We start from the raw sequence: 13,172 nt of genomic DNA on the forward strand, positions 1-13,172 counted from the left end.
TACTCGCCATGTGGCCAGGAGAGCAGCCGCCCGGGGGCGAGCAGAACCCGCAGGACCAGAGCCAGAACCCGTACCAGCAGCCGGGGTACCAGCAGCCGAATCCCTATCAGCAGCCGGGATATCAGCAGCAGGGCCAGCCGGGGCAGCAGCCGGGTTACCCGCAGCAGGGCCAGCCGGGTTATCCGCAGCCGAACCCGTACCAGCAGCCGACCGTGCCGCAGTACGCGGTTCCCGGTCCGCCCGGTGCGCCGCAGCCCGGCGACAACAACAAGAAGTCGACGACCGTCGTCGCGATCGTCGCGGCCACCGCCGTGGTCGTGGCCGCCGTGGTCACCGGTGTCGTGGTGATGAACAAGAACGACGACAAGGGCGGCACCGACGTCGCCGATGGCGGAAAGTCGTCGTCCTCCGCGAAGCCGTCCGACGGCGCGTCCTCACCCGAGGCGAACCCGCGCGGCACCGACGGGGACGCCAAGCCCCTCATCGCCGGCTGGAAGGTCGTCACCAACCCCAAGTGGGGCACCCAGTTCGACGTGCCCGGTGACTGGGAGGTCGCCGCTCCCGGGGTGTTCTCCTTCTTCGAGGACGACAAGAAGGGCGACGGGTCGCCCGCAGTCGGCTTCTCCGCGCCGGCGTACTACAAGAGCAAGTGGTGCGTCGACGATGCCGACAAGGACGGCACCAAGGAGGACATGAGCCTGGCCGGCGTCGGCACCAAGGGTGCCCAGGGTGCGAAGAGCACCGACGAGGCCGCCACGAACGAGGCCGCGAACTGGGTGTGGGCCGCCTATGCGCAGCACATGCCGAAGGGCACCATCAAGATCGGCAAACCCAAGCCGTACACCACCAAGTCCGGTGTCACCGGCAGTGTCGTCACGGCCACCGCGCCCGGCGTCACCAAGAAGAAGAAGTGCGACAGCGACGGCAAGTCGATCGCCTTCTCCTTCAAGAACAGCAACGGTGAGTACTCCTCGTGGATCCTCTACGCCGGAGCGGACGTGGAGGGCGAACTTCCGGACACCACGATCCAGAAGATCCTCAGCACCTTGCGGCTCACGGACATCACCAAGTCCTGATGCACCCCTGATCCGCTCCTGATCCACATCCGCTCCGCGCACCGCCCGGGCCATGCATTTGGCAGGTCGGGGTCCGGGCAGGGATAGTCCCTTGGTGACTCCTGCTTCCGTCCCTCCGTCCCGCATGCGCCGCCCCGCCTGGGCCGGGCGCAACTACAGTCTGCTGACGGCCGCCGCGATCATCACGGGCCTGGGTACCCATGGCGCATTGATCGCGGCGGCGTTCGCCGTTCTGCAGTCGGGCGGTGACGGCGGCGACGTCGGCCTGGTCGCCGCTGCCCGTACCGCACCCCTGGTCGTCTTCCTGCTCATCGGCGGCGCGATCGCGGACCGGCTGCCGCGCCACCGCGTGATGGTCGCGGCGAACGCCCTCAACTGCGTCTCGCAGGCCGCCTTCGCCTGGCTGGTCCTGGCCGGCGATCCGAAACTGTGGCAGATGATGGTGCTCACCGCGGCGTGCGGCACCGGGCAGGCATTCTTCAACCCGGCGGCCGAGGGCATGCTGATGTCCAGCGTCAGCGGCGAACAGGCCAGCCGCGCCTTCGCTCTCTTCCGGATGTCGATGCACGGCGCCGCGATCGGCGGTGCGGCGCTCGGTGGCGCCATGATCGCGGCGATGAACCCGGGCTGGGTGCTGGCCGTCGACGCGGCGGCGTTCGCGGTGGCCGGGGCGCTGCGCGCCTTTCTCGATGTCGCTCACATCCCGTCGCGCGCACCGGGCGGCGGGCTGCTCTCCGATCTGCGCGAAGGCTGGCAGGAGTTCGCAGGCCGCCCCTGGCTGTGGTCCATCGTGGCTCAGTTCTCGGTGGTGGTCGCGGTGGTCGGGGCCGCCGAGTCGGTGTACGGGCCGCTGGTTGCCAGGGACGAGCTCGGCGGGGCCCGCCCCTGGGGTCTCGCGCTCGCCGCGTTCGGGATCGGCACGCTGTGCGGAGCGCTGCTGATGATGCGCTGGAAGCCCCGGCGGCTGCTGCTCGCCGGGACGCTCTGCGTCTTCCCGCTGGCCCTGCCGTCGGCGGCGCTTGCGGTGCCGCTGCCCGTGGCCGGGCTCAGCGCGGTGATGTTTGTCAGCGGCATCGCCATCGAGGTGTTCGGGGTCTCCTGGATGACGGCCATGCACCAGGAGATCCCGGAGGAGAAACTGTCGCGCGTCTCGGCGTACGACTGGTTCGGATCGGTGGCGATGCTGCCGCTGTCCACCGCGGTAGCCGGTCCGGTGGAGGACCTGGTCGGACGAGGTCAGGCGCTCTGGGGCTGCGCCGTGCTGATCGTGCTGGTCACGGGGGCCGTGCTGTTCGTACCCGACGTACGCAACCTCACCCGCCGGACGGCCGCCACGGTGCCGGTGGCCGCGGGGCCGTCCGCCGCGGCGAGGAAGGCACCGTCAGCCGATGCTGAAGGCGCCGTCGGGCGGCTCGGGTGACGGCACCGCGTCGGCGTCCCCGACCGGCCGGGCTGCACCGATGAGCCGGTCCAGTGCGGCGCCGTGCTCGACCCGGGCCGGAAAGGCGTCGGACGCGCAGCGGCGGGCCAGGGTGGCAATGTCGAAGGGGCTGCGGGAGGCGACCAGGACGACATTCCCGAAGCGGCGGCCGCGCAGCACCGCCGGTTCGGCGAGCACCGCGAGCTCGTCGAAGACGGCCGCGAAGTTGGCGAGCTGTGAGCGGAGGAAGCCGAAGGGCGCGCTGTCGGCGAGGTTGGCGGCATAGATGCCGTCGTCCCGCAGCACCCGCTCGGCCGCCCGCGCGTACTCGACCGAGGTGAGGTGCGCGGGCACGCGTGAGCCGCCGAAGACATCTGCGATCAGCACGTCCACGGATCCGGCCGGGGTCTCCTCCAGGAGACCGCGGGCGTCCGTGGCGTGCACGGTGATCCCGCTGCCGTCGGGGACCGGCAGCTGCTCGATGACCAGGGCGAGGAGGCCGCGGTCGGCCTCGGCGACGATCTGCCGGGAGCCCGGCCGGGTCGCGGCGACATAGCGGGGCAGGGTGAGTGCGCCGCCGCCGAGGTGGAGTACGTCGAGGGGCGCATCCGGCTCCCCGGCACAGTCCAGAACGTGGGCGAGCCGTCGGGCGTACTCGAACTCCAGGTGGGCCGGATCGTCGAGGTCGACGTATGACTGGGGTGCGCTGTCGACCGTGAGCAGCCAGGCCCGGTCCCGGTCCACATCGGGAAGCAGTCTGGCAGTGCCCTGGTCCACGTCCCGGATCACAGGTATCGGCTCGTTCACCCCTCCATTGTGAGGTGCGGGTTCAGCTGTTCAGAACCGCGGCGACCGTCTCGGTGTGCGCCGCGGACTGGGCGAGTCCGGCTCGCGCGGCGACTGCCCGGCGGCTCGGGTCGAGGGGATTGCGGCCGAATGCCTTCTTGGCGGCCGCGTCCGGGGTGATGACAGCGACCCGGGCGCCCCTCGCTTCGAGGTCGGTAGCCTGGGACCGGGGCGAGACGATCACCTTGTTGCCACTGGCTGTCGGTGCGATGACGACGACGCGCTCGTATCCGGCGGCGAGGTGGGCGTTGGCCGGGGAGTACGCCCCGCCGTCGATCCAGTCCTGACCGTCGATGACGGCGACCGGCCAGACGGCGGGAGCGGCGCAGCTGGCGGTGACGGCGTCCGCGAGCGGCACGCCGCTGTCCTTGTCGAACGTGTGGAGTTCCCCCGTGGCCGCGTGGACGGCGGTGATGCGCAGCTGCCGCTCGGGCCACTCGGGTGTCAGGAGCCGGCTCGCGATCAGCGCCCGTCGTTCGGCCGCAGTGATTCCGGTCCGGGCCTCCTGGGCCATTCGGGCCAGCTTCCGCCCGTACGCCTCGGGAGTGCCTGCGGTCAGCACGGCCCGGGCGTAGCGCATGAGGGTGGCCGTCCCGAGCCTGCCGCCGGTCTCGCCCTGCGGATCCGCGAGCTGGCGTGCGTACAGTTCCGGGAGGCCGAGCAGTCCGGAGGCGAGCTGGGCGCCGACGACGGCCCCGGCGGAGCTGCCGATGATGAGGTCGGCGGTGGACAGATCCACACCCGCCTCGGCGAGTCCGTGCAGGATCCCGGTCTCCCAGGCGCTTCCGGTGACGCCGCCGGCCCCGAGCACCAGTGCAATGTCTGCCATGCCGTCAGTCTTGCGCATGGCAACGGACCCGCCCCCGCGGGGCGCGGGGGACGGATCCGTTGCGTGGCGGAATACGGATCAGAGCAGGCCGGTGACGGTGCCCGCGCCGACCGTGCGGCCGCCCTCCCGGATCGCGAAGCCGAGGCCGGACTCCAGCGGGGTGTCCCGGCCCAGTTCGACCGTCATCGTGACCGTGTCACCGGGGCGCGCCACTGCCGCTTCGCCGAGGTCGATGTCGCCGACCACGTCCGCGGTACGGATGTAGAACTGCGGCCGGTAGCCGGTGGCCACCGGTGTGGTCCGGCCGCCTTCCCGCGCCGACAGGATGTACACCTGCGCGGTGAAGCGCCGGCTGGGCGTCACGCTGCCGGGCGCCGCCACCACATGGCCGCGGCGGACCCGGTCGCGCTCCACCCCGCGCACGAGCAGCGCCACGTTGTCGCCGGCCTGCGCGGACTCCATCGGCTTCCCGAAGGTCTCCAGACCGGTGACGACCGTCTCGATGTCCGCCCCGAGCACGGACACCCGGTCGCCGACGCGGACGGTGCCGCGCTCGACGGCCCCGGTGACGACAGTGCCCCGGCCGGTGATGGTCAGGACGTTCTCCACGGGCAGCAGGAACGGCGCGTCGGTGTAGCGCACCGGCATCGGTACGTACGTGTCGACGGCGTCCAGCAACGCCTCGATGGACGCGGTCCAGCGCGGGTCGCCGGCCAGCGCCTTCAGACCCGACACCCGGACGACGGGGACACCGTCGCCTCCGTAGCCGTGCGCGGAGAGCAGCTCGCGGACCTCCAGCTCGACCAGGTCGGTCAGCTCGGGGTCGCCCGCGTCGGCCTTGTTGAGGGCGACGACGATGTGGTCGACGCCGACCTGACGGGCGAGCAGGACGTGCTCGGCGGTCTGCGGCATGATCCCGTCGACCGCGGACACGACGAGGATCGCCCCGTCGAGCTGCGCGGCGCCGGTGACCATGTTCTTGACGTAGTCGGCGTGGCCGGGCATGTCGACATGCGCGTAGTGGCGGGTGTCGGTCTCGTACTCGACGTGCGCGATGTTGATGGTGATGCCGCGCTGCGCCTCCTCGGGCGCCCGGTCGATCCGGTCGAACGAGACGTACGAGGTGCTGCTGTCGGCACGGTCGCTGAGAACCTTCGTGATGGCCGCGGTCAGGGTGGTCTTGCCGTGGTCGACGTGGCCCATGGTGCCGATGTTGAGGTGTGGCTTGGTGCGCACGTATGCCGTCTTGGGCATGGCTCGATTCCTTCTGGATACGAAGCTGAGAGAGAAGACCCCAGGGCCCTGCCGACCCTCCCCTTACGGGGTCCGCCGGACTGTCGGGGGAGGGTCAGCTTCGGGCGCCGCCGAAGGGCGCTGCGGCAGCGGTGAGCGCTGCTGCGTCGACTGCGGCTGCGGCTGCGGTGATCGTGGCGGCAGCATGGGCAGCGGGAACAACGGCAGCCTTCGGCGCGTCCGCGACTGCGGACTGCGCTGCGAGGAAGGCGTACCGGAACATGGGTCCGATCATGGCCGACTGCAGCGGACCCGTCGAATGGTTTTCTCCCCGGGCGTTCCGGCAGGCCCGGTACGGGAGTTCATCCCCCGGCCGGCCTCGGAGATGCTTCATGGCCACGCGCGCCGACGGAGACGAGAGCCGGTCCCGGGGCGCCGTCGACGCGCATTCCCGCACTGCCTGCGGGGCGGCCCATACGGGGCACATTACGGCGATCACACATGAGTGTCGGTTAGTCTCCCCGAATGCTCGACCCAGTCCCCGCCACCCGGTCGGCCACCGGCCTCGCCGCACGCTGTTCGAGGGTTCTGCTCTCGCCCTGGTCCCGGTTCTCGCTGCTCGTGGTGTTGCTGCTGGCTGCCGCCGCGGCGATGCTGCTCCTCGAACCTCAGCGGTTGCTGGCCACCGGCTGGCCGGCCCGGCTGAACAGCGGCGGCGTTGCGGTTGCGCTGTTCGGCGTCGCGTACGGAGTGTGCACCGTGGCGTTCGTACCGAGGCCACTGCTCAATCTGGCCGCGGGTGCGCTCTTCGGTTCGCAGGCCGGTCTGGCCGCCGCACTGGCGGGCACGGTGTTGGGTGCGGGCATCTCGTTCGGCCTGGGCAGGGTGCTGGGGCAGGACGCCCTCCGTACGCTGCTGCGCGGGCGCTGGCTGAAGGCGGCGGACGGGCAGCTGAGCCGGCACGGATTCCGTTCGATGCTGGCCCTGAGGCTCTTCCCGGGCGTGCCGTTCGCGGCCGCCAACTACTGCGCCGCGGTGTCGCGGATGGGGTATCCACCGTTCCTGGTGGCCACCGGGATCGGCTCCGTCCCGAACACCGCCGCATACGTCGTCGCGGGCAGCGAGGCCTCGTCGCCGACGTCCCCCGCGTTCCTGGCCGCGATGGGCTTCATCGTGCTGACCGGGATCGGCGCGGCCGCCGTCGCCTGGCGCAAGCGGCACCGCCTCGGCGGTGAATGACCGGCAGGCAGCGCAAGCGCCGCCGCGGCCCTGACGCAACGACCCGCGGGCGTCGCGGGCGCGGCCGTCTCGACGCCGAATGACTGGTGGGCGGCGCCGGCGGGCCGGCCGTCCGCCCGCCGAACAGGCGCAGGCACAGTCACCGGCGCCGGTCGATGGCCGGGGGCAGCCGTCACCCCGTTCACTCGAGGACGATACGCTGCCCGCGCACGACAGACGATCATCGGGCCCGCCGTGGCCCTTCCCTCACATGACCGCACTCCGCACGTTGCCGACGGCCCCGCTGTCCGCCGGCCGATGCACGATGACTTCCGGGATGGCCAAAGCCCCATGAGCTGGTTCGAATCGTTCGTCCTGGGCCTCGTTCAGGGACTGACCGAGTTCCTGCCGATCTCCTCCAGCGCGCATCTGCGGCTGACCGCTGCGTTCGCGGGCTGGCACGACCCGGGTGCGGCGTTCACCGCCATCACCCAGATCGGCACGGAGGCGGCCGTCCTCATCTACTTCCGCAAGGACATCGCTCGGATCGTCTCCGCCTGGTTCCGCTCGCTGACCAACCGGTCGATGCGCAGCGACCACGACGCGCAGATGGGCTGGCTGGTCATTGTCGGCTCCATTCCGATCGGCGTCCTCGGCGTGACCTTCAAGGACCAGATCGAAGGCCCTTTCCGCGACCTCCGGCTCATCGCCACCACCCTGATCGTCATGGGCATCGTCCTCGGTATCGCCGACCGTCTCGCAGCCCGCGACGAGACCGGCGGCAAGCACCGGGCCGTCAAGGAGCGGAAGTCCCTCAAGGAGCTGGGCGTCAAGGACGGTCTGATCTTCGGCTTCTGCCAGGCGATGGCCCTGATCCCTGGTGTCTCCCGCTCGGGCGCCACGATCAGCGGTGGTCTGCTGATGGGCTACACCCGCGAGGCGGCGGCCCGCTACTCGTTCCTGCTCGCGATCCCGGCCGTGCTCGCCTCGGGCGTCTTCGAGCTGAAGGACGCGAGCGAAGGGCATGTGTCGTGGGGTCCGACGATCTTCGCGACGTTCATCGCCTTCGGCGTGGGGTACGCCGTCATCGCCTGGTTCATGAAGTTCATCACGACCAAGAGCTTCATGCCGTTCGTCATCTACCGCGTGCTGCTGGGCGTGCTGCTGTTCGCCCTGGTGGCGGCCGGTGTACTGAGCCCGCACGCGGGTGATTCGGCGGGCTAAGGGCCGTCTTCCAGCACCCAGATACCCGGCTTCAACTGGAGATTGTCAGATCAAAATGGAGGTGATTCGAGCCCGCTCGACATGATCATCTCCCATCATTCTCCCAGTTGATCTTCCATATGGACTGAACCAGGGCAGGGCGCCACCTGGACCCGCGGGCCGGGCTGTCGCTGTTGGTCGTGCACACCTGGAGGCGGCGATCCTTGGCCTGCGGATCGTGGCCGCCGGAGACGGGACGTGCTCCGATCCGTGCCTGCAGTTGGCGAACACACTGAACCGGCTACTGCCCGAGGATGCGGGCGAGTCGCCGTGGTTCGGCGCCACAGGTAGCTGAGTGGCGAACCGCGCCGTTGAAACCCCGACGCACAGCGGCCCCTGCCCGGCCGGGTGGGGGCCGCTGTGGCTCAGCGTGTCAGTGCAACGACCTGCGGCATCGCGGCTTCGTCCCAAAGTGATTCGCGCGCTTCTACAAGAGCGTGCTGAACGTCTACGAACTTGTTCCCGAGCAGGATGCTCAGGCCGAACATGATGCTCCAGGCGACCGCGATCTCCTCGCTTCGGTTGTCCGTTCCGTACTTTCGGGTGAGGGCCCGCATCAGCGGGTCCATGGGGAGCCCTCTGCTCGCGGAGGGGTGCTCAAGTGAGTCCTGCACGCAGTCGACCGGCGGTCAGGTCCTGCGCGACGACTCAGTACGCGACGACCGCCCATATCAACGCCCCCACGACGGCCGCCGCGTAGCACCCCACGGCGGCGCGGACGACGGTACGCCGGGTGGAAGCGCTCCACCGCGTGCCGGCCAGCACCCTGGCCAGGGCGGGCAGCGCCAGGACCGCGTGCAGACTCACTCCGTGCAGCGGTTTGAGCGATGCCGTGGAGGCGTAGCCGTCCAACTGGTGCCCGGTGCGCGTCAGATAGACGCCGCGGGCGATCATCGCCGCCCCCGCCAGCAGCCCGACGACAAGGATCGTGAAACCGGCACGCAGCGCGAGGGCCATACCGGTCGGCCCTTCGGGGCGCCGGACGAACGAGGCCGCCGCCAGGGCGGTGAGGATGACGACCAGCACTCCCCCGCCGAGGGCCAGCGACATGGAGACCGCCGTATTGAAGGGGGTCTCCATGTTGAAGTGGGACGGCACGCCGCGCCATGCCTGGAGCGTGATGCCGGCGACCTCCAGCACACAGTCGACGGCGAACACCGCGAGCAGCACGGTACGGGTGCGGTCGCGCAGGCGCACGTACGAGGCCACCCAGCAGATCGCGATGAGCGTCAGGCCGAAGGAGAGTCCGAAGGTGACGGGTTTGCGCCAGGAGACCGGGCCGTCCCAGGGGCTGCCGTCGACGGCGAAGACGATCAGATGCAGCAGCCCGGAGACGACGAGCCCCGCGCCGGTCGCGTAACAGAGGCGTTCCACCGGGCTCTGCTTCCACACCGTGGGCGTGGTCGGCGATGGGTCGGTCGTGCCACTGTGCGCCGGTTGTGTTCCGGTGGCGGCTCCTCCGGTGGCCGCCGTGGGCTGGTTCTCCATGTCCGGAGCATCCCTCGGGGGGTGTGCGGCCGTCGTCGTACGTCCGGAGGCAGTCGCCGTACGCCCCCCGGAGTACCGCGATCACCCCTCGCCGGACGACCTCAGGCCGCGGCCGCCGCGTCACTCAAGGGGTCTGCGCCTATCTCTGCGTGACGACCGGCAGGCTCCGCTCGGTGTGTATGACCCCGTGGCTCCGCCATCGCATGGTGCTGGAACTCCTCTCGCATGAAGGCGACCGTTGCCGGACCGCCCTCGTCGTGAAGCGCGTCGTGGAAGGCCGTGCAGCCGGCAGTCCGGAGAGACCGGAAACCCGTCCGCTCGTGCCCTTCCGCGACGCGCCTCAGCGGTTCACACCGCTTCACTGTTCGCGCTTCGGCTGCTCCTGCGCCGGACGCCGACCGGCCGTAGCGTACGGAACACGACCGGGGTAATACGGAAGAGACACGGCCGGAAGCCCAAGCCATATGCCTCGTACACGTACCAGTCTGGGCCGGGTGCCGCCGGACTCTGGAGGACTCCATGACCACCGCCGAGCTTCCTGTGATCGCCGCCGTCGACGGTTCGTGGCACAGCTACGAGGCGCTCAACTGGGCCGCGCACGACGCAGTCCGGCGAGGGCTTCCGCTGACGATCGCCCATGTCAGGCCGCTCAATCGGCGTACCAGTCAGGAGGCGCAGCGGCGAGAGGCCGAGGAACTGCTCGCGGAGTCCGTGGGCCGGGTGGCGCAGGTCGCCCCGACCTTGCACACGTCAACCCTTGCCCCGCTGGACTTCCCGGCGGCGGCGCTGACCGCGCTGAGCGAGCACGCGTCGTTGCTGGTACTGGGCTCGCGCGGGCTGGGCGGTTTCCGGGCGCTGCTGATTGGCTCGAACAGTCTGGCGACCGCCTCGATGGCCAGGTGTCCCGTCGTCGTCATTCACAGTGGCCGGGCGGACGAGGAGGGGGAGGAGGCGGCGGAGACGTTCTCAGACATTGTCGCGGGGGTGGCCGCTGACGAAAGCAGTGAGGCGGTGCTGGACTTCGCGTTCGAAGCCGCCACGTCCCGGCCCGGAGCGCGCCTGCGGATCGTGCACGGCTGGACGATGTTCTCGTCGATGCTCTCGGGAGGTCCCGTCTTCGACCGGGACGCGGCGGAGGGCGCGGCCGAGCGGGCCCTCGCGGAGCTCACCGCCGGCCGGCGTGGGCAGTATCCACAGGTCGAGGTCGTGCAGGAGCCGGTCCACGGGTCCGCGTCCCGCACCCTGGTCACGGCGTCGGCGACCGCCGCCCTCACGGTGATCGGGCGGCGCAAAGGCGGCGAGGAGCTTGGATTCGGGCTGTCACCGGTGGCGCAGACGACGCTCACGCATGCGCTCGGGCCGGTGGCTGTGGTCCCCTGCTGAGACGGCCACCGGTGGTGCGCGTCGCGGCCGTTGGTTTCCCCCTCGTCCGGCTGCCGACTTCCTGGTGCCGGGCGACCGAATCATGGTCGGACACGGCGCCGCGCGTGCACGGCCCTTGGCGTCTGCGGTCGGTGGGCACACACTGGCCGGATGACACAGCGTGTGGCTCTCGCGACCGTGATGGACCAGCTGTCCATCGACGCAGTGATCACCGGATATGCGGTGGCGGTGGATGACGGCACCTGGCAGGACTACCGGGACCTGTTCACCCCGGACGGCCGCGCCGACTACCGCAGTGCGGGCGGTATCGAGGGCCCCGCCGCCGAGGTGGCGCAGTGGCTCGCGGAGGCGATGCGGCTCTTCCCCGTACGCCAGCACCTGATCGTCAACCGCCGGCTCGACCTCCAGGATCTCGGCGGCTACCCCGGCGACCGCGCCGATGTGCGGGCCGACTACCTGAACCCGATGCGCCTGGAGAGTGCGCAGAACGGCAGCGGCACCGAAGCCACCGCGCCGAACTTCGCCTCCGGCGGCCGGTACACCTTCGGACTGTTGCGTACGGAGATCGGCTGGCGGATCCGTACCGTGACCGTCCACGAGAAGTGGCGCAGCCTCTCCGGCTCCCTCGCACCGAGCTGAGCCGCGCAGGCCTGCACCCGGCCCGCGCCCCGGCCTGGCCTGGCCTCACCCGTTCCGCTCCCCCCACACTGGGTAAGGAGAAGGGCACCACCGCTCACCAGGCAGGTCGAGGAGGCGCGGTATGCGGATTCCGGTCGGTCGGCCTGAGCAGCGAGAGCGGATGCTCCGGTCGCCCTGGTGGCGGGGCGGTGGAGCGCTGCTCGCCGGGGCACTGCCCGCGCTGGCCTTCCCCGCCCCGTCGCTGTGGTGGTTCGCCTATGTCGCACTGGTGCCCTGGCTGCTGCTGATCCGCTCGGCCGGTACCGCGCGCCGGGCGGCGCTCGACGGCTGGCTCGGCGGGACGGGCTATCTGCTCGCCGTGCACCAATGGCTGATGCCGAGTCTGCATGTCTTCATCGTCGTTCTCGCGGCGCTGCTCGGTCTGCTGTGGGCGCCCTGGGGCCTGCTGGTGTCCAGGATGCTCGGCGGCACCCCCTCCGTAGCGGCGGCTGCGGCCGCCCTGGTCGTGGTGCCTTCCGGCTGGCTGATGATCGAGCTGGCCCGCTCCTGGGAGGGGCTCGGGGGTCCCTGGGGACTTCTCGGCGCGAGCCAGTGGCAGGTGCCCGTGGCGCTCCGGGTGGCATCGGTCGGCGCCGTGTGGCTGGTGAGTCTCCTGGTGGTGGCGGCGAACACGGCGGTCACCCTGCTGCTCCTGACGTCCGGCGCCCGGACGGCCGCTGCGGTCGGCATCGTGGTGAGCGCGCTGGCCGTGGGCGCGATATGGAAGTGGGCACCGCAGCCGGAGCAATCGGGCGTGGCCCGGGTCGCCGTCGTGCAACCAGGGGTCGTCGCGGGGCCGGACAGCGTTGCGCTCCGCTTCGCGCGCAGCGAGCAGCTGACCCGCACGCTGGCGGGCCGCGACGTCGATCTGGTGGTGTGGGGCGAGAGCAGTGTCGGCCAGGATCTGGCCCGGCACCCGGACCTGACCGCGCGGATCGCGAAGCTCTCGCGCGAGGTGGGCGCGGATGTGCTGGTGAATGAGGATGCCCGGCAGACCGGCGCGTCGGGCCGGACGGGGATCTTCAAGAGTGCGGTGCTGGTAGGGCCGGACGGCCCGACCGGGGACCGCTACGACAAGATGCGCCTCGTGCCGTTCGGCGAGTACATTCCGGCCCGTTCTGCGCTCGGCTGGGTGACGTCGCTGGGCAAGGCGGCGGGCGAGGATCGGCTGCGCGGCACCCGGCAGGTGGTGATGTCCGTTCCCGAGCCGCCACGCAGGGACCGACCCATCGGGTCCCCCACCGAGGTCCGTGCCCCGGAGAGCAGTCTGCGGATCGGGCCGCTGGTCTGCTTCGAGTCGGCCTTTCCCGACATGAGCAGGCAGCTGACCCGGGACGGGGCCCAGTTGCTGATCGCCCAGTCGTCGACCTCGACGTTCCAGCACACGTGGGCGCCGGAGCAGCACGCCTCGCTCGGGGCGCTGCGGGCTGCCGAGAACGGCCGCCCGATGGTGCATGCCACGCTCACCGGCATCAGCACGGCATACGGCCCGCAGGGCGGCCGAGTCGGCACGCCGCTGGGCACGGATACGAGCGGGGCCGTTGTCTTTGACGTACCGCTGGCCGGTGGCAGCACGCTCTATGTGCGGCTGGGCGACTGGCCGGTGCACGGCGCGCTGGCCGTGCTGGCGGCGTTCTGCGCCTACGCGGGCGGCCGGTCACTGCGGCGGCGTACCCCGGAGGAGCCGGTCGGTGACGTGGGTACGAAGGCTGAGGTACCCGGACCATGACGGGCGCTC

General features: G+C 70.8%; 13 protein-coding genes. 7 read left to right on the forward strand and 6 right to left on the reverse strand.

Annotation, left to right across the window (positions count from 1 at the left end):
* Positions 1 to 8 precede the first annotated feature (8 nt).
* Both ABZV38_RS22660 and ABZV38_RS22665 read left to right on the forward strand, forming a co-directional pair.
* Positions 9 to 1,076: a hypothetical protein gene (locus ABZV38_RS22660; protein WP_356329606.1), complete on the forward strand. Its 1,068-nt coding sequence runs from the start codon at positions 9 to 11 to the stop codon at positions 1,074 to 1,076.
* Between the two features lie 124 nt (positions 1,077 to 1,200).
* A complete protein-coding gene (locus tag ABZV38_RS22665; protein ID WP_356329696.1) occupies positions 1,201 to 2,496 on the forward strand; it encodes an MFS transporter in 1,296 nt (431 codons plus the stop codon).
* On the opposite strand, the gene ABZV38_RS22670 is transcribed toward ABZV38_RS22665, so the two are convergent.
* From ABZV38_RS22670 to ABZV38_RS22685, 4 genes are all read right to left on the reverse strand, one after another.
* Positions 2,458 to 3,303, reverse strand: coding sequence for a fused MFS/spermidine synthase (locus ABZV38_RS22670; RefSeq protein WP_356329607.1), 846 nt, complete (start codon positions 3,301 to 3,303; stop codon positions 2,458 to 2,460). The two genes, ABZV38_RS22665 and ABZV38_RS22670, sit on opposite strands and share 39 nt — an antisense overlap.
* Positions 3,304 to 3,325: 22 nt before the next feature.
* Positions 3,326 to 4,171: a patatin-like phospholipase family protein gene (locus tag ABZV38_RS22675; RefSeq protein WP_356329609.1), complete on the reverse strand. Its 846-nt coding sequence runs from the start codon at positions 4,169 to 4,171 to the stop codon at positions 3,326 to 3,328.
* Positions 4,172 to 4,249: 78 nt separating this feature from the next.
* The gene (gene tuf, locus ABZV38_RS22680) at positions 4,250 to 5,425 is read right to left on the reverse strand and encodes an elongation factor Tu (RefSeq protein WP_356329611.1); all 1,176 of its coding nucleotides are present in this window, start codon (positions 5,423 to 5,425) and stop codon (positions 4,250 to 4,252) included.
* A gap of 94 nt (positions 5,426 to 5,519) precedes the next feature.
* Entirely contained in the window at positions 5,520 to 5,687 is a 168-nt protein-coding gene (locus ABZV38_RS22685; protein ID WP_356329614.1) for a hypothetical protein, read from the reverse strand.
* Positions 5,688 to 5,929: 242 nt separating this feature from the next.
* Between ABZV38_RS22685 and ABZV38_RS22690 the strand changes: the two genes are divergently transcribed.
* Both ABZV38_RS22690 and ABZV38_RS22695 read left to right on the forward strand, forming a co-directional pair.
* Positions 5,930 to 6,643 (forward strand): VTT domain-containing protein, encoded by a 714-nt coding sequence (locus ABZV38_RS22690; RefSeq protein WP_356329615.1) that lies wholly within the window; start codon positions 5,930 to 5,932, stop codon positions 6,641 to 6,643.
* A gap of 330 nt (positions 6,644 to 6,973) precedes the next feature.
* On the forward strand, positions 6,974 to 7,846 hold the full coding sequence (locus ABZV38_RS22695) for an undecaprenyl-diphosphate phosphatase (RefSeq protein WP_356329617.1): 873 nt from the start codon (positions 6,974 to 6,976) through the stop codon (positions 7,844 to 7,846).
* Positions 7,847 to 8,250: 404 nt separating this feature from the next.
* Here ABZV38_RS22695 and ABZV38_RS22700 read toward each other — a convergent pair whose 3' ends face one another.
* Both ABZV38_RS22700 and ABZV38_RS22705 read right to left on the reverse strand, forming a co-directional pair.
* The gene (locus tag ABZV38_RS22700) at positions 8,251 to 8,454 is read right to left on the reverse strand and encodes a hypothetical protein (RefSeq protein ID WP_356329619.1); all 204 of its coding nucleotides are present in this window, start codon (positions 8,452 to 8,454) and stop codon (positions 8,251 to 8,253) included.
* 79 nt (positions 8,455 to 8,533) lie between these two features.
* Positions 8,534 to 9,373, reverse strand: a complete 840-nt coding sequence (locus tag ABZV38_RS22705) for a hypothetical protein (protein ID WP_356329620.1) — start codon at positions 9,371 to 9,373, stop codon at positions 8,534 to 8,536.
* A 519-nt stretch (positions 9,374 to 9,892) separates the two neighbouring features.
* Between ABZV38_RS22705 and ABZV38_RS22710 the strand changes: the two genes are divergently transcribed.
* The 3 genes from ABZV38_RS22710 to lnt all read left to right on the forward strand — a co-directional run bounded on the left by ABZV38_RS22710 (position 9,893) and on the right by lnt (position 13,163).
* Positions 9,893 to 10,756 carry a universal stress protein gene (locus tag ABZV38_RS22710; protein WP_356329622.1) on the forward strand — a complete coding sequence of 288 codons (864 nt, stop codon included), beginning with the start codon at positions 9,893 to 9,895 and terminating at the stop codon, positions 10,754 to 10,756.
* 150 nt (positions 10,757 to 10,906) lie between these two features.
* On the forward strand, positions 10,907 to 11,395 hold the full coding sequence (locus ABZV38_RS22715) for a nuclear transport factor 2 family protein (protein WP_356329623.1): 489 nt from the start codon (positions 10,907 to 10,909) through the stop codon (positions 11,393 to 11,395).
* Between the two features lie 160 nt (positions 11,396 to 11,555).
* Complete coding sequence (lnt, locus tag ABZV38_RS22720; protein ID WP_356329698.1) at positions 11,556 to 13,163, forward strand: apolipoprotein N-acyltransferase; 1,608 nt, start codon at positions 11,556 to 11,558, stop codon at positions 13,161 to 13,163.
* Positions 13,164 to 13,172: the final 9 nt, after the last annotated feature.

It is taken from the genome of Streptomyces sp. NPDC005181, from assembly GCF_040608395.1.
In the GTDB taxonomy this organism is placed as follows: domain Bacteria; phylum Actinomycetota; class Actinomycetes; order Streptomycetales; family Streptomycetaceae; genus Streptomyces.